The 23,338-nt window shown below is 60.0% G+C and carries 18 protein-coding genes; 9 read left to right on the top strand and 9 right to left on the bottom strand.

Annotation, left to right across the window (positions count from 1 at the left end; genetic code table 11):
- Positions 1–11: 11 nt before the first annotated feature.
- Both moeB and SNL23_RS21080 read right to left on the bottom strand, forming a co-directional pair.
- A complete protein-coding gene (gene moeB / locus SNL23_RS21085; protein WP_318303378.1) occupies positions 12–1,871 on the bottom strand; it encodes a molybdopterin-synthase adenylyltransferase MoeB in 1,860 nt (619 codons plus the stop codon).
- Position 1,872: 1 nt separating this feature from the next.
- Entirely contained in the window at positions 1,873–2,766 is an 894-nt protein-coding gene (locus SNL23_RS21080) for a DMT family transporter (RefSeq protein WP_318303376.1), read from the bottom strand.
- Positions 2,767–2,916: 150 nt separating this feature from the next.
- Here SNL23_RS21080 and SNL23_RS21075 point away from each other — a divergent pair, with 150 nt between their 5' ends.
- Positions 2,917–4,341 (top strand): aminotransferase-like domain-containing protein, encoded by a 1,425-nt coding sequence (locus SNL23_RS21075; RefSeq protein ID WP_017479080.1) that lies wholly within the window; start codon positions 2,917–2,919, stop codon positions 4,339–4,341.
- Positions 4,342–4,513: 172 nt separating this feature from the next.
- Here SNL23_RS21075 and ppsR read toward each other — a convergent pair whose 3' ends face one another.
- The gene (gene ppsR / locus SNL23_RS21070; protein WP_003215001.1) at positions 4,514–5,332 is read right to left on the bottom strand and encodes a posphoenolpyruvate synthetase regulatory kinase/phosphorylase PpsR; all 819 of its coding nucleotides are present in this window, start codon (positions 5,330–5,332) and stop codon (positions 4,514–4,516) included.
- 178 nt (positions 5,333–5,510) lie between these two features.
- On the opposite strand from ppsR, the gene ppsA reads away from it, so the two are divergent.
- From ppsA to SNL23_RS21030, 8 genes are all read left to right on the top strand, one after another.
- Positions 5,511–7,886 (top strand): phosphoenolpyruvate synthase, encoded by a 2,376-nt coding sequence (gene ppsA, locus SNL23_RS21065; protein WP_076017171.1) that lies wholly within the window; start codon positions 5,511–5,513, stop codon positions 7,884–7,886.
- A gap of 107 nt (positions 7,887–7,993) precedes the next feature.
- Complete coding sequence (locus SNL23_RS21060) at positions 7,994–8,983, top strand: alpha/beta fold hydrolase (RefSeq protein ID WP_318303375.1); 990 nt, start codon at positions 7,994–7,996, stop codon at positions 8,981–8,983.
- 222 nt (positions 8,984–9,205) lie between these two features.
- Complete coding sequence (rraA, locus tag SNL23_RS21055) at positions 9,206–9,697, top strand: ribonuclease E activity regulator RraA (RefSeq protein ID WP_318303373.1); 492 nt, start codon at positions 9,206–9,208, stop codon at positions 9,695–9,697.
- Between the two features lie 25 nt (positions 9,698–9,722).
- Complete coding sequence (locus SNL23_RS21050) at positions 9,723–10,718, top strand: zinc transporter ZntB (RefSeq protein WP_076017173.1); 996 nt, start codon at positions 9,723–9,725, stop codon at positions 10,716–10,718.
- Between the two features lie 86 nt (positions 10,719–10,804).
- A complete protein-coding gene (locus SNL23_RS21045; protein ID WP_003215011.1) occupies positions 10,805–11,050 on the top strand; it encodes a hypothetical protein in 246 nt (81 codons plus the stop codon).
- A gap of 2 nt (positions 11,051–11,052) precedes the next feature.
- Complete coding sequence (locus SNL23_RS21040) at positions 11,053–11,877, top strand: mechanosensitive ion channel family protein (RefSeq protein ID WP_008432650.1); 825 nt, start codon at positions 11,053–11,055, stop codon at positions 11,875–11,877.
- A gap of 87 nt (positions 11,878–11,964) precedes the next feature.
- Entirely contained in the window at positions 11,965–12,555 is a 591-nt protein-coding gene (gene sigX, locus SNL23_RS21035; RefSeq protein WP_076017174.1) for an RNA polymerase sigma factor SigX, read from the top strand.
- Between the two features lie 107 nt (positions 12,556–12,662).
- On the top strand, positions 12,663–13,646 hold the full coding sequence (locus tag SNL23_RS21030; RefSeq protein WP_076017175.1) for an OmpA family protein: 984 nt from the start codon (positions 12,663–12,665) through the stop codon (positions 13,644–13,646).
- A gap of 60 nt (positions 13,647–13,706) precedes the next feature.
- Here the strand turns inward: SNL23_RS21030 and cobA are convergent, their stop codons facing one another.
- The 6 genes from cobA to SNL23_RS21000 all read right to left on the bottom strand — a co-directional run bounded on the left by cobA (position 13,707) and on the right by SNL23_RS21000 (position 23,049).
- On the bottom strand, positions 13,707–14,450 hold the full coding sequence (cobA, locus tag SNL23_RS21025; RefSeq protein WP_318303372.1) for a uroporphyrinogen-III C-methyltransferase: 744 nt from the start codon (positions 14,448–14,450) through the stop codon (positions 13,707–13,709).
- A gap of 9 nt (positions 14,451–14,459) precedes the next feature.
- Positions 14,460–17,168: a nitrate reductase gene (locus tag SNL23_RS21020; protein ID WP_318303371.1), complete on the bottom strand. Its 2,709-nt coding sequence runs from the start codon at positions 17,166–17,168 to the stop codon at positions 14,460–14,462.
- Positions 17,168–17,485 (bottom strand): nitrite reductase small subunit NirD, encoded by a 318-nt coding sequence (gene nirD / locus SNL23_RS21015; RefSeq protein WP_063032355.1) that lies wholly within the window; start codon positions 17,483–17,485, stop codon positions 17,168–17,170. Before nirD ends, SNL23_RS21020 begins: the two co-directional genes overlap by 1 nt.
- Positions 17,482–19,935: a nitrite reductase large subunit NirB gene (gene nirB / locus SNL23_RS21010; RefSeq protein WP_076017178.1), complete on the bottom strand. Its 2,454-nt coding sequence runs from the start codon at positions 19,933–19,935 to the stop codon at positions 17,482–17,484. Before nirB ends, nirD begins: the two co-directional genes overlap by 4 nt.
- Positions 19,936–20,167: 232 nt before the next feature.
- Positions 20,168–21,838: a bifunctional protein-serine/threonine kinase/phosphatase gene (locus SNL23_RS21005; RefSeq protein ID WP_318303380.1), complete on the bottom strand. Its 1,671-nt coding sequence runs from the start codon at positions 21,836–21,838 to the stop codon at positions 20,168–20,170.
- On the bottom strand, positions 21,838–23,049 hold the full coding sequence (locus SNL23_RS21000; protein WP_093200446.1) for a nitrate/nitrite transporter: 1,212 nt from the start codon (positions 23,047–23,049) through the stop codon (positions 21,838–21,840). Before SNL23_RS21000 ends, SNL23_RS21005 begins: the two co-directional genes overlap by 1 nt.
- Positions 23,050–23,338 lie beyond the last annotated feature (289 nt).

Genomic DNA, 23,338 nt, shown 5'->3' with positions numbered 1-23,338 from the left:
ATGGCCGCTGATCAGTACAAAGGCATGTCGGGTTCGACGTCGCGAACCCAGTGTTTCATGCCACCTTGCAGTACTTTGGTATTGGCGAATCCGGCGGCCAGCAACGTGCTGGCGGCTTGCTCCGCGCGGGTTCCGGCGTAGCAGATGAGGTAGTGCGTGTTGTCGCGGCTGAGGTTGGCAAGTTGCCCGTCGAGCTCGGCCAGCGGGATGTGCACCACCCCCGGCAATTTGCATACTTCCAGCTCACTGGCGTCGCGCACGTCCAGCAACACGTCGGCCTTGCTGTGGCGTTCGAGCAGTTGCTTGAGTACACGCGGCTTGATGTAGCGTTCTTCGGCCAGTGACGGTTGGCTTGGCATCGCATCGGCGCAGACGGCGGGTGCGATGCTTTGGGTGTGGCGCAGCTCGGAACAGCAGGGGCAGTCGGCGCGGCGCTTGAAGCGGATCTCGCTGAACTTCATCGCCAGCGCATCAAAGCGCATCAGCCGGCCCGAGAGCGGTTCGCCAATACCGATCAACAGCTTGATCGCCTCGGTGGCCTGGATCATCCCGACCACGCCCGGCAATACGCCGATGACGCCGCCGGCGCTGCAATTGGGCGCCAGTTCCGCCGGCGGTGCCTGGGGAAACAGGCAGCGATAGCACGGCCCGCCTTTATAGTTGAGCACGCTGATCTGCCCGTCGAAGCGGTAGATGGCGCCGTACACCAACGGCTTGCCCAGCTGCACGCAGGCGTCGTTGACCAGGTAGCGGGTTTCGAAATTGTCGGTGCCGTCGATCACCAGGTCGTAGGCGCCCACCAGTTCCAGGGCGTTGTCGGTGTTGAAGGCGGTGTCGTAGGTGTTGATCTGGATGTGGCTGTTGAGGTCCTGCAAACGCTGCTTGGCGGACTCGACCTTGGGCAGGCCCAAGGTGCTGTTGCCGTGGACGATCTGGCGTTGCAGGTTGCTGCTTTCAACCACGTCGAAATCCACCAGGCCCAGGGTGCCGATGCCGGCTGCCGCCAGGTACAGGCTGATGGGCGAACCGAGGCCGCCGGTGCCGATGATCAGCACCTTGGCTTTCTTCAGGTTCAGTTGGCCTTCGCGGCCGACGCCGGGCAGGGTGATGTGGCGCACGTAGCGCTGCACTTCTTCGTTGCTCAGTTGGTCGACGTCCATGCCGCCGGAGGTGGCCAGCAGTACTTCGATTTTGGCTTTTTCGGGCAACGGGTCGTTGGCGTCGATCAGTTCCTCTTCGGCGGTGAACAGGAAGTGTTCCTTGAGCTGGTTGTTCTCGTAGAGCAGGTGAGCCCGCAATTGCGGGTGCTCAATGCACAGGTTTTCAATGACTTCGCGCAATGTCGATCCGGCACCCTCGAGGGTCGATGCTGGCAGCTTGGCCACGCGGACCAGGATGTCGGGGAAAGAGACAGCGTTCATGCACAACTCCGTTTGCAGGTCGTTGAAGGGGTTTTGGGCGAAGTGTTTGCCATCCCAGGCAAACAGCTTGGAACCTTGGGTCTTGCCCTGGCGAACATCCACCACCAGGTAACTTACGGGGTAGATCGGCTCGCCCATGAAAAGGGCCTTGTCCTGGTCTTCGTCGCTGAAATACGCGCCGACGTCAGGGTGGGAGTGGTAGATCACCACCACCGGGTTATCACTGCGAAAAGCCTTGTTCATCATCAGCGTGTCGGCCACCGAAAAGGTGTAGCCGTTGGCGGCGCTGCGTGAATACATCTGCGGGTTCTTGCTGTGCAGCTCGTTCTGGATGTTGCTGCCCAGGTACACGCTGCCATCGGCGAAAACGAAACCGCAGCATTCCTCGGGGTAGCTGCGGTCGGCGTGGGCGTAAATCTGCTCCAGGGCGCTTGGGCTCAGGACCTTCATCTCAGTTTTTCTTCGCCAGGAGCTTTTCGATGGGCAGCTTGGTGATCGCAAAACCGGCCAGCAGGATCGCCGAGTACATCATCAAGTCCTTGGAAATCTGCAGGCCTTCGTACCAGGCGCCGATGATCACCGCGAACACCGGGAAGATGATGAACACGAAGGACAAAATGATCGGACTCAGGCGCTTGAGCAGCATGAAATACACGATAAACCCGCCCACCGAGGCCACCAGGCCGAGGTAGAACAGCGCGCTCCAGGACCGCAGGGTGATGTCTTCAAAGGTCGGGGTTTCAAAGAAAAGCCCGGCGACAAACAGCATCAGCCCGGCAATGCCGATGGGCAGGGTGTTGTAGGTGATCACGCTGATGGCGCTGCCTTGTTTCTTGGTAATCACGTAGCACAAGGCATGCATGATCGCCGCAGCCAGGATCGCCAGCACCCCGAAGAACTCGGCGTGGTCCAGGTGCAAGCCCTGGCTCTTGATGATCATGTACAGGCTACCGAAACCGATGGCGATACCGACCACTTGCGAGAAGTAGATGCGCTCGCGCAAAAACAACGCAGAGAAAATCAGGATAAACACCGGCATGCAGCTGAACAGCAGCGCGGTAAGGCCGGACGAGACATGCATCTCGCCGTAATTGAGCAGGTAATACGGAACGCTGAAGTAGGACAGCGTCACAAACACGAAGAACCAACGGCTCTCCCGGGGAAACAGGATCGGCTCGCGGCGCACCCAGGCGAAACACAGGAACAGCGGAAACGCGATCAAAAACCGCAGCCCGGCAGAGGTCAGCGGCGGCACGCTTTCCACGGCGATTTTGATGCCCAGCCAAGTGGTACCCCAGCTCAGACACACGATCAGAAACATGACGCTGGTAATTAGCCCAGCCAACCACTGCTTGTGAGTTTTTGTTTTTTCAGCATTTTCGAGAACGGCGGACATTGGCATCGTGACATTGCTTCCATGAGACCGAATTGACCTCTATATTGAGAGCCTTGATTCGGTGATTGAACCCGTAAAAGCACACTATTAGGGCGAAAGATGGCTGTCAAAACAAATATTGACATGGTGTCAATTATGCGGGAAGGACTCTCCAACGGGCAGGGCGTGAAGTACAAACGCCTGTCCGATGTCATGGAGCGGGGCATTCTTGAAGGCTTGATTGAACCGGGAAGAAAGCTGCCGCCCCATCGGGTGCTTTCCGACAATCTGGGGGTCACCATCGGCACCATCAGCCGCGCCTACGGTGAGCTGGAGCGGCTGGGGTTGGTGGTGGCGCGAGTAGGTGACGGCACCTTCGTGCGCAAGCGTGGGATGGAACGCCAACGGGATGAAGGCTTTCGCAACTTCAGCGACGAGCCGCGGCAATACTTTGATATGAGCCGCAATATGCATATCCCGGGGCAGGAGACCACGTTCCTGGCCCAGAGCTTCCAGACGCTGGCCACCAACGCCAAGTTTTTGCAGGACATCAGTGCCTACACCCCGGATGCCGGGCTGCCGCGCTATCGGGCGGCGGGTGCGCAGTGGCTGGTGCAGCGGGATTTCCACCCGATTCCCGAGCAAGTGATCTGTGTGAACGGCGGCCAGCATGGGCTGCTGTGTGCACTGATGGCGCTGCTACGGGCCGGCGACACGGTGGTCACCGAACAGTTGACCTACCCGGGGCTGATCACCGCCGCGCGGATGCTGGGGATACGCCTGATTGGCCTGGAAATGGATGAAGAAGGGTTGCTGCCCGGGGCGCTGGATGAAGTCTGTCGCAATCATCGGGTTTCGGCGTTGTACTGCACGCCGACCATCCAGAATCCTACGACAGCCGTGCTGTCGGTCGCGCGCCGTGAGGCGCTGGTCAAGGTGTGCCGTGAACACAATCTGCTGATTCTTGAGGACGAGGCCCACGGGGTACTGGTGGAAGACCGTCCGCCGCCCCTGAGTCATTTCGCCCCGGAACGTACGATTCTGATCAGCAGCCTGAGCAAGGCGGTGTCGGCGGGATTGCGCGTTGGGTACGTGCATGCGCCGCCGGCGCTGGTCAGCCGGATTTCTGCGGCCTTGCGTTCCACCTGCTGGATGGCCACGCCGGTCACCTTGGAACTGGCCACGCAATGGATCGAAAACGGCACCGCAGAACACCTGCTGCACCAGCAGATCCAGGAAATCAGCCGGCGCAAGGCACTGGTTGAAGGGTTGTTGATCGGGTTGGAGTACCGCACTCACCTGAACAGCCCGCACTTCTGGATCGAAGTCCCGGAGCCTTGGCGCGCGTCGGAAATAGAGGCGGAGTTAAAGCAGAACAATTACCTGATCGCGACAGCCGAAGCGTTTGCGGTGGGGCAGACGGCGGTGCCGCAGTTTATCCGGGCGAGTATCTGCAATACGTCGGGAGATGATCAGTTGCTGCTGGATGGGTTTGATGCGCTGGCGACGGCGCTGGGGCAGGGTGGGGGGAGATTCCACTTGTGAAGATAGACCCTTGTGGCGAGGGGGCTTGTCCCCCGTTGGGCTGCGCAGCAGCCCCAAACCTGGCGACGCCGTTCTGTCTGAGAGACTGCGGTGGCATTACTGGGGCCGCTGCGCAGCCCAACGGGGGACAAGCCCCCTCGCCACAGGTGAGCGGTGGTTTCTGAACTGCCGGTTACTTAAACCGCCGCTCCACCCCTTTCTCCACCAGAATCTTCGCCGAAATCTCTTCCACCGAAAAATGCGTGGAATTGATGTGCGCAATATTCTCCCGGCGGAACAGATTTTCCACTTCCCGCACTTCAAATTCGCACTGCGCATAGCTGGAGTAACGGCTATTGGGCTTGCGCTCGTTACGAATCGCCGTCAGTCGGTCTGGGTCAATGGTCAGCCCGAACAGCTTGTGCTGGTGCGCGCGCAGGGCGCTTGGCAGCGTCAGGTGCTCCATGTCGTCTTCGGTCAGCGGGTAGTTGGCCGCGCGAATCCCGAATTGCATGGCCATATAAAGGCAGGTCGGCGTCTTGCCGCAGCGGGACACGCCCACCAGGATCAAATCAGCCTTGTCGTAGTAGTGGGTGCGGGCACCGTCGTCGTTATCGAGGGCGAAGTTCACCGCCTCGATCCGCTCCATATAGTTGGAGTTGTGGCCAATGGAGTGAGATTTTCCGACGGAGTATGACGAATGTTCACTTAACTCTTGTTCCAGCGGCGCCAGGAAGGTAGAGAAGATGTCGATCATGAAACCATTGGAGGTGGCGAGGATCTCACGAATGTCCTGATTGACGATGGTGTCGAAAATGATCGGACGAAATCCGTCTTTTTCGGCCGCCAGATTGATTTGTTGTACCATGGCTCGCGCTTTATCCACGCTATCGATATAGGGTCGCGTGAATTTGCTGAAGGTAATGTTTTCGAACTGCGCCAGCAGGCTTTGACCCAGGGTTTCGGCTGTAATGCCGGTGCCGTCGGAGATAAAGAAAGCAGATCGTTTCATTTGAGCCTTGGGCCTTAAGCTGATGACGAATCTTGGATATGATAGGCGCGATTTTGCCGTCCCGCAGTGGGCCGCATTCTCACTTATTTTCCAGGTCCAGGCCACAAACGCCGGTAACTGCTCCTACTGAGCCGCCGGCGTCCTGAGCTTTTCCAACACAGAAAGTGGAGAGATCACCTTGGTAGAGTACGTAGTTTCCCTCGATAAGCTCGGCGTCCATGATGTGGAGCACGTAGGGGGCAAGAACGCATCCCTGGGCGAGATGATCAGTAATCTTGCGGGCGCCGGTGTATCGGTGCCAGGTGGTTTTGCCACCACTGCCCAGGCTTACCGTGATTTCCTCGAGTTGAGCGGCCTCAACGATCAGATCCACGCCGCCCTCGATGCGTTGGACGTCGATGACGTCAACGCCCTGGCCAAGACCGGCGCCCAGATCCGTCAATGGATCATGGAAGCCGAGTTCCCCGAGAAGCTCAACGCCGAGATCCGCACCGCGTTTGCCACGCTGTCGGCCGGTAACCCGGACATGGCCGTCGCCGTGCGCTCCTCGGCTACCGCCGAAGACCTGCCAGACGCTTCCTTTGCCGGCCAGCAAGAAACTTTCCTGAACATCCGCGGCGTGGAAAACGTGATCCGCGCGGCCAAGGAAGTATTTGCTTCCCTCTTTAACGATCGCGCCATTTCCTACCGCGTGCACCAGGGTTTCGACCACAAGCTGGTGGCCCTGTCTGCCGGTGTGCAGCGCATGGTGCGTTCGGAAACCGGCACCGCCGGCGTGATGTTCACCCTGGACACCGAGTCGGGCTTCCGCGACGTGGTGTTCATCACCGGCGCCTACGGCCTCGGCGAAACCGTCGTACAAGGCGCGGTGAACCCGGACGAATTCTACGTCCACAAACACACCCTTGAAGCCGGCCGCCCGGCCATCCTGCGCCGTAACCTCGGCAGCAAGGCTATCAAGATGATCTACGGCGACGAGGCCAAGGCCGGTCGCTCGGTGAAAACCGTTGATGTCGACAAGGCCGAACGCGCGCGTTTCTGCCTGAGCGACGCCGAAGTCAGCGAATTGGCCAAGCAAGCGATGATCATCGAGAAGCACTACAAGTGCCCGATGGACATCGAATGGGCCAAAGATGGCGACGACGGCAAGCTGTACATCGTTCAGGCCCGCCCTGAAACCGTGAAGAGCCGTACTTCGGCAAACGTCATGGAACGCTACCTGTTGAAAGAAACCGGCACCGTGCTGGTGGAAGGCCGTGCCATCGGCCAGCGCATCGGCGCCGGCAAAGTGCGGATCATCAAGGACGTGTCCGAGATGGACAAGGTCCAGCCAGGCGACGTGCTGGTCTCCGACATGACCGACCCGGACTGGGAACCGGTGATGAAACGCGCCAGCGCTATCGTCACCAACCGTGGCGGGCGTACCTGCCACGCGGCGATCATCGCCCGTGAACTGGGGATTCCGGCAGTGGTTGGCTGCGGCAACGCGACCCAACTGTTGAAAGACGGCCAGGGCGTGACCGTATCCTGCGCTGAAGGCGACACTGGCTTTATCTTCGAAGGTGAGCTGGGTTTCGACATCAAGCAAAACTCCATCGACGCCATGCCGGACCTGCCGTTCAAGATCATGATGAACGTCGGCAACCCGGACCGCGCCTTTGATTTCGCGCAGTTGCCGAACGCCGGTGTGGGCCTGGCCCGCCTCGAGTTCATCATCAACCGCATGATCGGCGTGCACCCCAAGGCACTGTTGAACTACGACGGCCTGCCGCTGGACATCAAGGAAAGCGTCGACAAGCGCATCGCCGGCTACAACGACCCGGTGGGCTTCTACGTCGAGAAGCTGGTGGAAGGCATCAGCACTCTGGCGGCGGCGTTCTACCCGAAAAAGGTCATCGTGCGGCTGTCGGACTTCAAGTCCAACGAATACGCGAACCTGATCGGCGGCAAACTCTACGAGCCGGAAGAAGAAAACCCGATGCTGGGCTTCCGTGGTGCCTCGCGTTACATCAGCGAAGCCTTCCGCGACTGCTTCGAACTGGAATGCCGTGCCCTCAAGCGCGTGCGCAACGAGATGGGCCTGACCAACGTCGAAATCATGGTGCCGTTCGTACGCACCCTGGGTGAGGCGAGCCAGGTGGTGGACCTGCTGGCAGAAAACGGCCTGTCCCGTGGCGAGAACGGCCTGCGCGTCATCATGATGTGCGAGCTGCCGTCCAACGCCATCCTGGCCGAAGAGTTCCTGGAGTTCTTCGACGGCTTCTCCATCGGCTCCAACGACCTGACCCAGCTGACCCTGGGCCTGGACCGCGACTCGGGGATCATCGCTCACCTGTTCGACGAGCGTAACCCTGCGGTCAAGAAGCTGCTGGCCAACGCCATCCAGGCATGCAACAAGGCTGGCAAGTACATCGGCATCTGCGGCCAAGGCCCTTCCGATCACCCGGACCTGGCCAAATGGCTGATGGAACAGGGCATCGAAAGCGTCTCGCTGAACCCCGATTCCGTACTGGAAACCTGGTTCTTCCTGGCTGAAGGCCAAGCGCCAGCGTAAGGTGTAGCACCCCAAAGTGCCGGTCAATCTTGCGGTTGGCCGGCATTTCTCATTCTGTACAGGGCGGAACTCCTTCCGGACGCCGCCCTTTTTTGTGCAAGAGCATTATGCAAAGCAGCAGCAACCTGTTCCCCGTCGCCTTGATCAGCGCTGAGCGTCGTGGCGACCTGAGTGAAGATGTGTACCGGCTGAAACCTGGCAACAGCCCCGACGGCACCGTCGAGCTGGCCGTGACCCGCCTGGGTCTGGCTGATGTCCCGGAAAACCGGGGCGTGCCGGTGGTTTTGTTGCACGGCAGTTTCTCCAACCGCCGCTTCTGGTATTCGCCCAAGGGTATTGGTTTGGGTGCCTACCTGGCTCGCGAGGGGTTCGATGTCTGGATTCCGGAAATGCGCGGCCATGGGCTGTCCCGACGTAACCACGATTACGCCAAAAACCGCGTCGCCGACTATGCTCGCTACGACTTGCCGGCCATTGCCGCTTTTGTGCGTGAGCAAAGCGGGCAGATTCCCCACTGGGTCGGGCATTCCCTGGGCGGCACAACCTTGGCTGCGGCCCTGGGTGGGCAGCACCTGGGCGCGCCGGCGGTGGCCTCGGTGGCGCTGTTTGGCTGCCAGGTCAGCCGCACCCATTGGCCGTTGAAGCTGCCACCGGTGGAATGGACCGGTCGCCTGCTCTTGAAGCGTTTTGGCGAGTTGTCTGGCTCCCGGCTGAAACGCGGCCCAGAGGACGAGCCAGCCGGCGTGTTGATTGAAGCCATGCGCTGGAATGGTCTGTTCGGCCGCTTTGGCGAAGGAAAGCAGGATTGGTGGGAAGGCCTGGCAGGTGTCGACGTGCCGCTACTGGCGGTGAGCGCTGCCGGCGATCACCAGGACCCGGACTGGGCCTGTCGCAAGCTCTTCGAACAGGTCGGCTCCGAGCATCGCCAGTACCTGTGCCTGGGGCGCCAGCAAGGGTTCAGCGGGGATTTCGGGCATGTCGAGATGCTCGTCAGCAAGGCTGCCCAGGCTGAAGTGTGGCCGTTGGTAAGGCGTTGGTTGAAAGATCCGCTTACACCTTTGGCGGCGGCGGAGGCACGGGAGCTTGTAGCGGTTTGAGCGGGAGGCTCTATCAAGGGCGTTTCGCTTGTTTGCCGTAGCGGATAAGATATGACGCGTTGGGTAGTTCTGGTCATATTCAGTCGCGCAGTAGGTCTTGCGTTGCTGTCCGATGGGCCCGACTATTCGACCCGGATTAAAGAACCTTCATGGCAAAGCGTTTCCAGATGTAAGTAAACAGTGGGATGTTCGACACCTTCTTTCACCTACAGGAGTTTCTCGATGAACCATTACCTTACCCCCGACCTGTGCGATGCCTACCCGGAGCTGGTGCAGGTAGTTGAGCCGATGTTCAGCAATTTCGGCGGCCGAGACTCCTTTGGTGGCGAGATCGTGACCATCAAGTGCTTTGAAGACAATTCCCTGGTCAAGGAACAAGCCGAACTCAACGGCGCCGGCAAGGTGCTGGTGGTTGATGGTGGTGGTTCCCTGCGCCGCGCGTTGCTGGGCGACATGATCGCCGAGAAAGCCGCGAAAAACGGCTGGGAAGGGCTGGTGATCTACGGCTGCATCCGTGATGTGGACGTGATCGCCCAAACCGACCTCGGCGTGCAGGCCCTGGCCAGCCACCCGATGAAGACTGACAAGCGCGGTATCGGCGATTTGAACGTGGCGGTGACATTCGCCGGCGTGACCTTCCGCCCGGGCGAGTACGTGTATGCCGACAATAACGGTATGATCGTCTCCCCCAGCCCGCTGAAAATGCCTGAATAAATAGCCGTAGCCGACAGGGGTGAGGATGTTCGAGGAAGAAAACGCGCAGTGGGGGCTGGTGCATGCCTTGGTGCTGGACGGTAAAGGTGGTGCGCGTTCGATTGCCCGGACAGAGCTTGATGAGCTGCAACTGCAGCCTCAGGAAAGCCTGTGGCTGCATTGGGACCGTAGTCACCCCCAGACCCAGACCTGGTTGCGTAAATCCAGCGGCTTGAGCGAGTTCGCCTGTGACCTGCTGCTGGAGGAAAACACCCGTCCACGCCTGTTGCCACTGCCGGACGCTGAACTGCTGCTGTTTTTGCGCGGGGTCAACCTCAATCCCGGCGCCGAGCCGGAAGACATGGTCTCGGTGCGGATCTTTGCCTCGGCAGCGCGAGTGATTTCCCTGCGTTTGCGCCCGTTGCGCGCCACCGACGAGTTGCTGGTGCAACTGGCGGACGGCAAGGGGCCGAAGACTTCCTCGGAACTGGTCCTGTATATGGCGCAGTACCTGACCAACAAGGTCCAGGATCTGGTCAGCGATCTGTCCGAAATCGTCGATATCGAAGAAGAAAAACTGGATGCCGACGAACGGTATACTCCGGAGCATGGCAGCGTTTTGCAGATCCGTCGGCGCGCCGCCGGGCTGAAGCGTTTCCTGTCGCCGCAGCGGGATATTTTCGCGCAGTTGACCCGGATCAAATTGCCCTGGTTCTGTGACGACGATGCTGACTACTGGAACGAATTGAACAACAGCCTGACCCGTTACCTCGAGGAGCTGGAATTGTCCCGGGAGCGCGTGGGGCTTGTGCTGGAGACCGAAGACCGGCGTTTGAGCCTGCGCATGAACCGCACCATGTACCGCTTCGGGATCATCACCGGGATCTTCCTTCCGATGAGTTTTCTGACCGGTTTGCTGGGGATCAATGTGGGCGGAATTCCGTTCTCTTCCAGCCCTTACGGATTCCTGATTGCCTGCCTGATGATGGTATCGGTGGCGGTCGGGCAGTGGTGGTTGTTTCGACGTTTACGTTGGGTTTGAGCTGAATGTGACCTGAACGTGGAAAGAGGTCATGTGACCCGAAGAATTTTACCCTCGTCTTTTAAATCACTTGCGAGAGGTTTTTTATGCACGATCCGTTCGAACAGTCTTTGCGTGACATGCTGAATGCCTCGCCATCCAACCGGGACGACGATGCTTGCCTGGGTCGCGTTTTGAAAACCGCCAACCGCCAGGTCGGGGCGGGGGATCTGTTCGGTCTGCTCGGCCGCTGGTTGCCGGCATTGATGATGGCGTTGAACAATGGTTCGGCCCACGTTTCACCGGTTTCCCGTCGTAAACCTCTTGCTCGCACTGCTGATAAGGCTGAATGAATATGGAACTCGATCTCTGGACCCAGAGTCTGGTAACTGCAATGACTGCACTGTGGACCAAGGTGGCGAATTTCATTCCCAACCTGTTTGGTGCATTGGTGGTGGTACTGCTGGGGTTTGTCGTGGCCAAGCTGCTCGACACCCTGCTTTCCAAATTGCTGGCTAAACTGGGTCTTGATCGATTGATGGGTGGTACCGGCCTGACCAAGATTTTGGGGCGTGCCGGATTGCAGGTACCGATCTCGACATTGATCGGCAAGATCGTTTATTGGTTTGTTTTGCTGATTTTTCTGGTTTCTGCGGCTGAATCACTTGGACTTGAACGAGTTTCAGCTACGCTCGACATGTTGGCGCTATATTTGCCGAAGGTATTCGGTGGCGCGCTGGTACTGCTGGTAGGGGTTTTGCTGGCGCAACTGGCCAATGGCCTGGTGCGCGGGGCGGCTGAAGGCGTCGGGCTGGATTACGCCAGCGGCCTGGGGCGAATAGCCCAGGGCCTGGTGATTATCATCAGTATTTCGGTCGCGATCAGCCAGTTGGAGGTCAAGACTGACCTGCTGAACCACGTGATTGTGATTGTTTTGATTACCGTTGGTCTGGCCGTTGCGCTGGCCATGGGGTTGGGAAGCCGGGAAATTGCCGGGCAGATTCTTGCGGGAATCTATGTGCGTGAGCTATATCAGGTTGGGCAACAAGTGCGTGTGGGCGAGGTCGAAGGGCAGATCGAGGAGATCGGCACGGTCAAGACGACAGTGCTGACTGACGACGGCGAACTGGTGTCGCTTTCGAACCGGATCTTGCTGGAACAGCATGTGACTAGCCGCTAACCCGGCGAATCCTGCTAATGTACGCCGCCGCGAACCTGGGTATCCAGACTCTGGCGGACATTGACCTGACTGTCGGCACGACTTGTTTTGAATAAAGCCCAAACGCTGTCCACGCGCTATGACCCCCGTGAGCTCTCTGATGAGGAGTTGGTCGCGCGCTCGCACACGGAGCTGTTTCACGTAACACGCGCGTACGAAGAATTGATGCGCAGGTATCAACGCACTCTGTTCAACGTTTGTTCAAGGTATTTAGGGAACGATAGAGATGCGGATGATGTCTGTCAGGAAGTGATGCTCAAGGTGCTCTACGGCCTGAAGAACTTCGAGGGCAAATCGAAGTTCAAGACATGGCTCTACAGCATCACGTACAACGAGTGCATCACGCAGTATCGGAAGGAACGGCGAAAGCGTCGCTTGATGGATGCTTTGAGTCTGGACCCACTTGAGGAAGCGTCTGAAGAAAAGGCGCCAACCCCGGAAGAGAAGGGCGGACTCGATCGCTGGCTGGTGTATGTGAATCCGATTGACCGGGAAATTCTGGTGCTACGATTTGTCGCAGAGCTGGAGTTTCAGGAGATCGCTGACATCATGCATATGGGTTTGAGTGCTACAAAAATGCGTTACAAACGCGCTCTTGATAAATTACGTGAGAAATTTGCGGTCAGCACTGAAACTTAGTGCGTGGCAAATATCTCTTACGTGTAGGCAAGTTCTGTTAGACTTGTCGCCGAGTTGTCCCCCGGTATGTGGGACTGCTTTACAATCACCAGATGGGGATTTAACGGATGAAACTGAAAAACACCTTGGGCTTGGCCATTGGTACTCTTATTGCTGCCACTTCAGTCGGCGCTCTGGCACAAGGCCAAGGCGCAGTTGAAGGCCAGCTGTTCTACAAAAAGCAGTTCAACGATAGCGTTAAGCATATCGAAGACGGCTTCAACCCTGGCGCCAGCATCGGTTACTTCCTGACCGACGACGTGTCGATCAACCTGAACTACGACACTACCAACCACACCCGTTCGAACGACGGTACTGGTAGCCAGAAGATCAAAGGTGATACCGGCAGCGTTACTGCCCAGTACCACTTCGGTCAAGCTGGTGTCGACTCCCTGCGTCCATACGTAGAGGGCGGTTTCGGCCACCAGAGCCGTACCAACGTTGAAGCTGATGGTCACAAAGGTCGCGATCAATCGACCCTGGCTATCGCTGGCGCTGGCGTGAAGTACTACTTCACCGACAACCTGTTCGCACGTGCTGGCGTTGAAGCTGACTACGCTATCGACAACGGCAAGTGGGACTACTCGGCACTGGTTGGTCTGGGCGTAAACTTCGGCGGCAACGCTGGCAAAACTGCTCCAGCTCCTACCCCAGCACCAGCTCCAGAGCCAGTTCCAGAGCCAGAAGCTCCGGTTGCTCAGGTTGTTCGTGTTGAGCTGGACGTGAAGTTCGACTTCGACAAGTCGGTTGTTAAGCCTAACAGCTACGGCGACGTGAAAAACCTCGCTGACTTCATGAAACAGTACCCACAAACCACCACCGTTGTTGAAGGTCACACTGACTCCGTCGGTCCTGACGCTTACAACCAGAAGCTGTCCCAGCGTCGTGCTGACGCTGTTAAGCAAGTCCTGGTCAAAGACGGTATTGCTCCTAACCGTGTAAGCTCGGTTGGTTATGGCAAATCCCGCCCAGTTGCTGACAACGCAACTGAAGCTGGCCGTGCTATCAACCGTCGCGTAGAAGCCTCGGTAGAAGCACAAGCAGCTCAGTAATTACTGAGTTGTAGAAAAAAGCCCGGCTTAGGCCGGGCTTTTTTTCGCCTGCAATTTGTCTCACGCAGTAGCGCTGGCCAGGGCCTCAACCGCTTGCGTTGCCTGGATTACCCGGCCAATCACCAGGATTGCCGGGCTCTTCAGGACGAAATCCTGTGCATCGTCCTGCATCCGGGAAAGGCTGCTGCGACACTCACGTTGCTGTGGCAATGAAGCGTTTTCAATCATCGCCACCGGCATGTCGTCGCTCATTCCACCTTCCAGCAACTGTTGGCGAATCTCCCCCAACTTGGCCACACCCATGTAAATCACCAGCGTCGTACCACCCTCGGCCAGTGCTCGCCAATTGAGGCTGCTGTCGTCCTGAGTGTGAGCCGTGACCAGCGTGACGCCCCGGCTGATACCGCGCAGTGTCAGCGGAATATCACAGTTCGTTGCACCGGCCAGCCCCGCCGTAATGCCATTGACCAACTCCACCTCCACCCCTTGCTGCCTGAGCCATGCCGCCTCTTCGCCGCCGCGACCAAAAATGCACGGATCGCCGCCCTTGAGCCGCACCACGCATTTGCCTTGCCGGGCATAGCGCAACATCAGGCGATGAATAAATGCCTGTGGTGTGGAACGGCAACCGCCGCGTTTACCCACGGTGATCAGCCGTGCAGTGGGGCAATGCTCCAGCAGCGCCGGGTTGACCAGATCATCGATCAGCACCACATCGGCTTCCCGCAGGGCTCTCACCGCCTTGAGTGTCAGCAGCTCCGGATCGCCGGGACCTGCGCCCACCAGCCAGACTTTTGCGCTCATATGCTTTCCTCACACCGTGATCGCGATTGGCTGCGTGCCGTTCGCCAATAGCCGTTTGATTTCCGGCACACAGGAGCCGCATTGCGTACCGCAACCCAACTCCTGCTTCAGCCCATTCAGGTCCAGGCCCCGGGCAATGCCGGCGCAGACCGCGTTTTCGCTGACGTTCCTGCAGTTGCACAACGTCTTGTTGCGGGTCGAACCGCCCCCCGGTGGCGCACTCAATGGCGCCAGCAGCCAGCGTCGCAACTGTTCATCGGTGCGACCTTCCAACCACAGTCTTTGCAACCAGTGGCGAGCCAGGGTTTCGCCGGCCAGACGGATCGCGGTGATACGGCCCTTTTCAATTTTTACCCGCTTGCCAATGGAGCGCCGCGGGTCGTCGTAGGCCATGACCGGACCGTCATTGAGGCCCAGCAACTGGTCAATCTGCTTGAGCAGGTCAAGCGCAGGCGCCTCGTGATGCGCCGCACGAATCAGCAGGGCGGGCCGCTCGCGCCCGGTCAGGCTCAGGCTGACGTAGGCAAAGCCCTCACACAGCGGTCGCAACGCTTCGAAGTGTTGCTGCACATCGCCCTCAATCAGCGCAAACAAGTGCCAGGGCAGTTGCACCGCCTCCAGGCGCACGCCGCTGTGTTTGAGTTCCGGCTGTTTGGACAGCGGATCGAACGCCGGCTGGGTGAGCGCATTTACGCCACCTTTAAGAAACCGGTCGCCCCAATGCATCGGCAGGAAAGCCTGGCCGGGACGCACGCTGTCATCGCTGTTGACCGCCACGATCACGCTGGCGCGCCGACTTTTCAGGCTGATCAGGTCACCTTCCTTCAAACGATGTCGGCGCAGTTCATCCGGGTGCAGGCTGAGCAACGCTTCACTGACATGCCCGAACAGCTGCGCAGCAGTACCCGTGCGGCTCATGCCATGCCATTGGTCCCGCAGGCGCCCGGTGATCAGGGTCAGTGGGAAACGCGCATCACGCTGCTCCTTGGCGGCGCGATAAGGGTCGGCGACAAAGTGCGCACGGCCAGTCTCAGTAGGGAAAATCCCGTCGGTATACAGACGCGGTGTTCCGCCCACGGCATCGGCCGGGAATGGCCATTGCTGTGGGCCGATCCGGTCCAGCAGGGCGTGACTGATACCCGAGAGGTCCAAGTCGCGCCCACGGGTCAGCAATTTGTATTCTTCAAAGATCTGCGCGGGTTGCTCAAAGGCAAAAAGACCCGGTTTTCCGGGACGAAGACGCCGCTCCAGGCGCTGGGCAAAATCCACGGTGATGGCCCAGTCCGGCCGCGCTTCCCCTGGAGGGACGATGGCCGGCCGGACGTGGGAAATGCGCCGTTCAGAGTTGGTGACTGTGCCTTCTTTCTCGCCCCAGCTCGCCGCCGGCAACAACAGGTCGGCGAAACGTGCGGTCTCGGTTGTACGAAAGGCTTCCTGTAGCACCACGAACGGACACGCCTCCAGGGCCTGGCGCACGCTGTTTTGGTCAGGCAGTGATTGGGCCGGGTTGGTGCAGGCGATCCACAGTGCCTTGATCTTGCCAGCCTGCATCTGTTCAAACAGTTCGATGGCCGTGAGCCCGGTGCTGGCGGGGAGTTGTTCTACACCCCAATACGCGGCCACTTCTGCCCGATGTTCAGGATTGGCAGCCTCACGATGGCCTGGCAACAGATTCGACAAGCTTCCTGTTTCCCGTCCACCCATGGCATTCGGCTGACCCGTCAGGGAGAAAGGTCCACAGCCCGGACGGCCGATGGTGCCGGTCGCCAGATGCAGGTTAATCAGCGCGCTGTTCTTTGCGCTGCCTGCTGTGGACTGGTTCAGCCCCATGCACCACAACGACAGGAAGCTCGCCGAGGTGCCGACCCATTCTGCGCACAGGCGCAGTTGCTCGATACTGATCCCGCACAGCTGCGTAACCATCTGCGGCGTGTAGTCGTGAACCAGGCGTTTGAGCTCCATCAGCCCGTCGGTATGGGCCTGGATAAAATCGCGGTCGATCCAGTCTTCCCACAACAACAAGTGCAAGATCCCATGGAGCAACGCGACATCCGTACCCGGCAGGATCGCCAGGTGCAGGTCCGCCAGGTCGCAGGTGTCGGTGCGCCGAGGATCAATCACCACCACCTTCATCTGTGGCCGACGGGCCTTGGCTTCCTCCAGGCGACGGAACAACACCGGATGCGCGTAGGCCATGTTACTGCCGACGATCATCACGCAGTCGCTCGACTCCAGGTCCTCATAACTGCAGGGCGGCGCGTCGGCCCCCAGGCTGCGCTTGTAGCCGACCACCGCCGAAGACATGCACAGCCGCGAGTTGCTGTCGATATTGTTGGTGCCCACCAGCGCCCGCGCGAGTTTGTTGAAGCTGTAGTAATCCTCGGTCAGCAACTGCCCGGAGATATAAAACGCCACGCTGTCCGGCCCGTGTTCGGCGATGGTCTCGGCGAACACATTGGCCGCGTGTTCCAGGGCGGTGTCCCAGTCAGTGCGGGTGCGGCCCAGGCCTTTGCCCAGCCGCAGTTCCGGGTACAACGCACGGGCAGCAAGATCGCCAGTAAGATGCAGGCTTGCACCCTTGCTGCACAGCTTGCCGAAGTTGGCCGGATGGCTCGGGTCGCCACTGACGCCGAGGATCTGCGAGCCATCATGCTCGATCAGCACGCCGCAACCGACCCCGCAGTAGCAGCAGGTGGACGCGGTGGTCTGGCGGTTCATCAACCGGCGTCCCGCAGGGCCAGCATCACCCGGCCGTTTTCCACACGGGCCGGGTGGTGATGGGCGCAGCCGACGTCCGGTGCCTGGGCTTCACCGGACTCCAGGTCGATCTGCCAGTTATGCAGCGGGCAGGCCACGCGCTTGCCGTAGATCAAGCCTTGGGACAGTGGACCTCCCTTGTGCGGGCAGCGGTCGTCGAGGGCGAAAACTTCGTCGTCACTGGTACGAAAAATCGCGATGTCACCTTTGGGCCCGGTGATGATGCGCGAGCCCAGGGCGTTGATTTCTTCAAGGGCGCAGATATCCAGCCAGTTCATGCCGGCACCTCCAGCAGTTTGACGGGGAGGGTGTCGAACTCCTTTTTCAGCAGTGGCTGTTCCAGGCGTTCTTTCCACGGGTCCTGTTCGAACGACAGGGAGAATTGCAGGCGGTCATTGAGCGCCTGGCGCCGCGCCGGGTCTTCCAGGACGGCCTTCTTGATGTGCTCCATGCCCACCCGTTGCAGGTAGTGCACGGTGCGCTCCAGGTAGAAGGCTTCTTCCCGGTAGAGCTGTAGGAAAGCGCCGTTGTATTCGCGCACTTCTTCGGCGGTTTTCAGCTTGACGAAGAACTCGGCAACTTCAGTCTTGATCCCGCCGTTACCGCCGATGTACATCTCCCAGCCGGAATCGACGCCGATAATTCCCACGTCCTTGATCCCTGCCTCCGAGCAGTTGCGCGGGCAGCCGGACACTGCCAGCTTGACCTTGTGGGGCGACCACATATTGAACAGGTCATGTTCCAGCTCAATCCCCAGCTGTGTGGAATTCTGCGTACCAAAGCGGCAGAACTCGCTGCCAACGCAGGTCTTCACGGTGCGGATGGATTTACCGTAGGCATGGCCGGACGGCATGTCGAGATCCTTCCATACACCGGGCAAGTCCTGCTTCTTGATGCCCAGCAAGTCGATACGCTGCCCGCCGGTGACCTTGACCATCGGCACGTTGTACTTGTCGGCCACATCGGCGATGCGCCGCAGTTCCGACGGATTGGTCACACCGCCCCACATCCTCGGGACTACCGAGTAGGTACCGTCTTTCTGGATATTGGCGTGGGCCCGTTCGTTGATCAGGCGCGATTGCGGATCGTCTTTCGCCTCGCCGGGCCAGGTGGAAATCAGGTAATAGTTGAGTGCCGGGCGGCAGGTGGCGCAGCCGTTCGGGGTGCGCCAGTTCAGGTAGCTCATGGTGCCGGCGATCGTCAGCAGGTGCTGGTCGCGGATGGCCTGGCGGATTTGCCCATGGTTGAGGTCGCTGCAGCCGCAGATGGCTTTTTCGCTTTTCGGTTTGACGTCCGCTGCGCCGCCCACGGTGTTGATCAGGATCTGTTCCACCAAACCGGCGCAGGAGCCGCAGGAGCTGGCGGCCTTGGTGTGTTTTTTCACGTCGTCGACGCTGAACAGCCCGTGTTCCTGAATCGCCTTGACGATGGTGCCCTTGCACACGCCGTTGCAGCCGCAGACTTCAGCACTGTCGGCCATGCTCATGGCCTTGTCCTGGCCTTGGTGGCCTACATCGCCGATGGCGTTTTCGCCGAACATCAGGTGATCACGGATCTCGCCAATGGCATGGTTCTCACGGATCTGCCGGAAATACCAACCGCCGTCAGCCGTATCGCCGTACAGGCAGGCGCCGACGAGGATGTCGTCCTTGATCACCAGCTTCTTGTAGACGCCGCCAATCGGGTCGGAAAGGGTGATGGTTTCGGTGCCTTCGCCACCCATGAAATCCCCGGCGGAGAACAGGTCGATGCCAGTGACTTTCAATTTGGTGGAGGTCACCGAACCCTGATAACGCGCGAAACCCAACTGGGCGAGGTGGTTGGCGCAGACCTTTGCCTGTTCGAACAGCGGTGCGACCAGGCCATAGGCGATCCCGCGATGGCTGGCGCATTCGCCGATGGCATAGATGCGCGGGTCGTAGGTTTGCAGGGTGTCGTTGACCAGAATCCCACGGTTGCACGGGATGCCGGATTTTTCCGCGAGCTCGGTGTTGGGGCGGATACCGGCAGCCATCACCACCAGGTCGGCGGGGATCACATCGCCATTCTTGAACTGCACCGAGCCGACGCGGCCGTTGCCGGCGTCATGCAGCGCTTGGGTTTGTTCCTGCAGGCGGAACACCAGGCCGCGGCTTTCCAGTTCGGTTTGCAGCAGTTGGCCGCTGGTCTTGTCCAGTTGCCGCTCCAACAGCCACTCGCCGATATGCACCACAGTCACGTGCATGCCGCGCAGCATCAGGCCGTTGGCGGCCTCCAGGCCCAGCAGCCCGCCGCCGATCACCACGGCGTGCTTGTGGGTCTTGGCGGTGTCGATCATGGCCTGGGTGTCGGCGATGTCGCGGTAGCCGATTACACCCTGCAACGTATTGCCGGGGATCGGCAGGATAAACGGCGTGGAGCCGGTGGCGATCAGGAGGCGATCGTACTCGGCCTCGCTGCCGTCTTCGGCGATGACTTTGCGTTTGACCCGGTCGATTTGCACCACTTTGCGGTTGAGCAGCAACTTGATGTTGTTATCGAGGTACCAGCTCAAATCGTTAAGCACGATCTCTTCGAAGGTCTGCTCACCGGCCAGCACCGGCGACAGCAGGATGCGGTTGTAATTGGTGTGGGGCTCGGCGCCGAAGACGGTGATGTCGTACAGGTCGCTGCTCAGCTTGAGCAATTCTTCAAGGGTGCGAACCCCGGCCATGCCGTTGCCGATCATCACCAGTTTGAGTTTCTTCATGTCGTTCTCCGCAGTGGCTCGACAAATCGTGCGCAACAAAAAAAGGCGTCCCCGCTAGATAAGTAGCGAGGACGCCTTTGTCCTGGTCCCGTTCTCTCGGGAAGCTCGACCTTCGACGTTGAAGGTGCGGCTATATGTGTGTTGATGGAAAAGCTAATGCAGTGGTTGTGCCAAGTGGCGGTTTGGCCGGATTTGTTCGGTCTGGCGCCGATGTGTCGGGGGATTTCGCCTCTTAGTGGTGCAACAGCCAGTACAACAGCACCAGATTGATCAGCAGCGACAGCACCGCCAATGTTTGCCAGACCTTGAGCGGTTCGCGCTCCAGCAGTGGTTTTGGTCGCGTGCTCAACTCGCGGCGGTCTGCCTGCTCTAGCACCAGCAACCATTCCTCGGCGGTTTCATAACGTTGCTCGGGTTGCGCGGCGACGGCGCGCTCCAGGCTTTGTTGCAGCCAGTCGGGGAGGTCGGGGCGGTAACGGCTGGCGCTGACAGGCGCGGTGAACCGGGGGCGCTGGAAAGCTTCGATTTCGCCGTAGGGATAATGCCCGGTGAGCAGGTAATACAAGGTCACGCCGACGCTATACAAATCCTGTTGCGGAGTAGGGCGTTCGCCGTTGAAGGCTTCCGGGGCGATAAAACTCGGCGTGCCAGGCAGCAGGTGCGCGCGATCCTCGGAAAGCCCGGGGCAGTAGGCCAGGCCGAAATCCAGCACGCGCAATTCGTTATCGTCGCCCAGCAGCAGGTTTTCCGGCTTGATGTCTCGGTGCAGGATCTGCCGGCGGTGCAGCAGCCCGACCGCGCGCAACAGGCGTTCGGCCAGGGACTGCCACTGCGCCAGGGGCAGTGGGCCCTGGTGCTTGAACAGTTCGGCCAGGGTTTGCCCGGCGTATTCGCGCATCACGTAGTACAAATGCTGACGACCGCTGGCGGGATGGACTTCAGGAAACGCGCGGCCGGCGACGCGGCGCAGGAACCACTCCTCCGACAGCAATGCCTGGGCGGCGAACACGTCATCGTCATGGCTGACCGGCAAGGTTTTCAGCAGCCAGGCCTGTTGCTGGGCATCGCGCACCCGGTAGAGCAAGGATTGGCGGCTTTGCCCCAGCAGCGTTTCCACCTGCCAGCCTTCGAAACGCTGGCCGGCTTTCAAGGGCGGCGGCAGCGGCCATTGCTGCAACTGCACCAGTGCATCACCCAGGGTGGCAGCACCAAGCTGGTCGACACGCACCAGCAGGGCGCTGGCATTGTCCTGACTGCCCGCCAGGTGCGCAGCGCTGACCAAGGTATTGACTGCGAGGTTCAGGTCCGACTGTTCCCGCAGGATTGCGCTGATGCGGTTGTCATCCAGGGTCGCCCACACACCGTCGCTGAGCAGCAGAAAACACTCGCCGGCCCGCAACTCGCCGTCGAGGAAATCCAGTACCAGATGTTGATCAAGGCCCATGGCGCGCTTGAGCACATGCTGCATGCCCGGTTGCTCCCACACGTGCTCTTGGCTCAGGCGCTGCAACTCGCCATCGAGCCAGCGATACACCCGGCAATCACCCACGTGGGCCAGGGTGAAACGCTGGCCGCGAAACACCAGAGCGCTCAGGGTCGTCAGCAACGGCTGGCCGCCGCCGTTGGCTTGCAGCCAGCGATTCTGTGCCACCAGCAAGCGTTCCAGGGCCTGGGCCACGCCCCAGGTTTGCGGCGTGGCGTAGTAGTCCAGGGCCAGGGCTTGCAAGGTCGAACGAGCAGCCAGTCCGCCATCGGCGCATTGGCTGACGCCATCGGCGATGGCGCACAGGTAGCCTTTGCTGGCGGCCAGCTCCGGGGCTGGCGTGACCAGGCGCAAGGCGTCCTGGTTTTCCTGCCGAGGGCCGGTGGCGCTGGCTTGGGCGAAGCTCAGTTGCAGGCTCATCAGACCCGCGCAGCCGTCACCGCTGCCGAGCCCCAGGTGGTTCTCCAACGACGCTTGACGCCGTACAGGCCGAACCATGCCAGCACGCCTAGGCTGGCGAACAACCACAGTGCCAGTTGATAGCTGCCGGTGCTTTGCTTGATCGCGCCCATGCCCGCTGCCAGGGCGAAACCGCCGATGCCGCCGGCCATGCCGATCAGGCCGGTCATGACGCCGATCTCCCGATGAAAACGCTGGGGCACCAGTTGGAACACTGCGCCGTTTCCTGCACCCAAACCGAGCATGGTGCAGACGAAAAGCGCCAGGGCGGCGTAGGAACTTGGCAGGTTAAACCCCACCGCCGCGATGCAGATCGCGGCCACGCCGTACATGCCGAGCAGGGTGCGAATCCCGCCAAAACGATCGGCCAGGGCGCCGCCCAAAGGCCGCATCAGGCTGCCGCCGAACACACAGGCAGCGGTGTAGTAACCGGCGGTCACCGGGCTCAAGCCGTATTGGTCATTGAAGTAGCCGGGCAGGGCGCTGGCCAATCCGATAAAACCGCCGAAGGTCACGCTGTAGAAGAACATGAACCACCAGCTATCGCGGTCGCCCAGTGCCTTGAAGTAGTCGGCCATGGACTTGGCTTTGGGCCGTTGCGGGGCATTGCGGGCGAGCCAGGCGAAGACGATCAGGGTCAGGATCAGCGGGATCAGCGCAAAGCCGAACACATTGCTCCAGCCAAATGCGGCGGCCAGTACGGGTGCCAGCAAGGCCGCAAATACTGTCCCGGAGTTGCCGGCGCCGGCGATGCCCATGGCCTTGCCCTGATGCTCGGCGGGGTACCACTGGGACGCCAGGGGCAGGGCGACGGCGAACGAGGCACCGGCCATGCCGAGGAACATCCCCAGCAGCAAGGCTTGTTCGTAGCTGTGAATCCCGAGTTTCCAGGCGCCGAATAGGGCGCAGATGACGATCACCTGGCCAATCAGGCCGGCGGTCTTGGGCGAGAGTTTGTCGGCGAGCATGCCCATCAGGAAGCGCAGCACTGCGCCGGCGAGGATCGGGGTGGCGACCACCAGGCCGCGTTGTTGGGTGGTGAGGTGCAGGTCGGCGGCGATTTGCACCGCCAGTGGGCCTAACAGGTACCAGACCATGAAACTCAGGTCGAAATACAGGAACGCGGCGAACAGGGTTGGGGTGTGGCCGGATTTCCAGAAGCTTGATTTCATCACGCACCTCAGCGGTAAAGGGGTCTTATAAGAAGGCCTGGTGATGGAACGGCTGTGGCCGCCCCACCGGCCCCGGGCTATGGGGCCAAAACGAAAAAACGCCGCCACCGGGTTCGCGAGGGCAAACCGGGTGTGCGACGTCTTTGTCGTGGAGGGGGCAACCGCCGTTGGCTACCTGTGGGGATTCTTTAGCAAGAAGTGGGCCAACAGGGGGGGGCGTTGTGGTTTGGTGTACATATCCGTTGCTGCGGTAACGGCTGCTTATGGTTCCGCTCTTACAGCGGGTCAC

Source organism: Pseudomonas sp. SED1 (genome assembly GCF_034044025.1).
Taxonomy (GTDB): Bacteria; Pseudomonadota; Gammaproteobacteria; order Pseudomonadales; family Pseudomonadaceae; genus Aquipseudomonas.
The sequence above is the reverse complement of the archived record's forward strand: the minus strand, read 5'-3'. Positions and strand labels throughout refer to the sequence as shown.